The 1378-nt window shown below is 70.5% G+C and carries 1 protein-coding gene and 1 pseudogene; both read right to left on the reverse strand.

Going from position 1 to position 1378, the window contains the following annotated elements; genetic code table 11:
* Nucleotides 1-25: 25 nt before the first annotated feature.
* Entirely contained in the window at nt 26-640 is a 615-nt protein-coding gene (locus ABZ646_RS46660) for a hypothetical protein (RefSeq protein WP_360533873.1), read from the reverse strand.
* Nucleotides 637-1378 (reverse strand): annotated as a pseudogene (locus tag ABZ646_RS46665) (hypothetical protein); the annotation flags it as partial. The gene ABZ646_RS46660 and the pseudogene ABZ646_RS46665, both read right to left, overlap by 4 nt.

Raw genomic sequence — 1378 nt, forward strand, 5'->3', positions numbered from 1 at the left:
GACCCGGGGGGCGGACTCGCCAGGTTCAGCCCTGTGAGGTGGCGGTGACCGTGCCGGTCTGCTGGGCCCAGGGGTTGGAGCCCGCCCACAGGTGCACGGTGGCGCCCGTCCAGTCTGCGTCGGGCAGGTCGGTGTCGTCGATGTGCTGGTCGGTGGAGGTGGTGTCGGCCTCGGCCCAGGTGGTGTTGAGCGGATCGGGGCCGGAGTTGGGCCAACGTCCCTCTGCTGCACGGACGTTGTCCAGGAACACCGCGTTGAAGTCGGGATCGGGCGGCAGGTCGGTGTCGGCGGCGATCAGTCCGTCGCCGGCGTCCTTCCAGCCGGTCACCTGCTCGGTCCCGTCGATGGTGACGGGGCCGTCACCATAGGCGGCGATCGTGATCGGGGCGCCCTCGGTGCCGGAGGGCGGTGTGAGCTGTTCGCGGTAGGTGCCCTGGTGGATCAGGCAGGTATCGCCGGGGCGGACACGTTCGAGACAGGCTCCGATCGTCCGCAGGGGGCTTGCCTGCGTGCCGTTTGCGTGGTCGCTGCCCCGGGGAGCAACGTGGTAGGTGTGGCTTGACTGGGCCGCGCCTGCCTGGACCGGTAAGGTCAGCAGTGCGGTCACAGCGGCCAGCACGGACAGGTGTCTGAGTCTCATGCCCCGCCTCCGGTCGTCGGATGTGTGGTGGTCGTCGGGTGCGTAGTGGCCAGGGGATGCGCGGTGGTCCGAAGGTCTTCTGCGGTCGGGGGTTCTCGCCAGGCCGTCTCGGCTTCGCATCCGTCCGGTACGCCGAGCACCGCACACCTCAGCCAGTGCTCACCGGGCGGGAGTCTGCCTGCGAGCACGGGCAGTACGGTGCGTCGTGCGAGGACGTTCGTGCCGGGCAGGCAGTCGACGACCCCGCCCTCGCGCCGGCCGTCGAGATCCCGCAGTCCCGTGAGTCCGGCGGGGGCCGATACCCGTGCGTGTCCCGGCCCGCTCTCGCGGTCCGTGCCCGCGTCCCGGTCGACGGCGAAGCCGCCCTCGGCGGTGTGCAGGGTACGGGCGGTGCGGATGCGGTGAACGCGCACGTGCCAGGGCACGGCTGCCGTCAGCCAGGTGGTGATCTCCACGTCGGGCCACGGGTGCCAGGTGCTGAGGACCGTGTCGGCGACGACGAGTGACGCGGCCGGCTCCTCGCGCACTCGGTAGTGCACCCCGCCGTCATCGCTCAGCGCGAGCATCGAGTCGTACGCGCCCTGTTCGATGCCCAATGTGCCGTTCGGCAGGCTGAAGCCGAAGCGGGTCGAGTAGGCGAACTTGGCGTACTTCTCTGCTCCGTGGCGCGTCGAGATCACGACGATCCAGAGCAGCTGCATCGCACCGGGCTTGAGGTCCTCGGTGACGGCGGGCACC

The sequence above is a fragment of the Streptomyces sp. NPDC007162 genome (assembly GCF_040634175.1).
Lineage (GTDB): Bacteria > Actinomycetota > Actinomycetes > Streptomycetales > Streptomycetaceae > Streptomyces.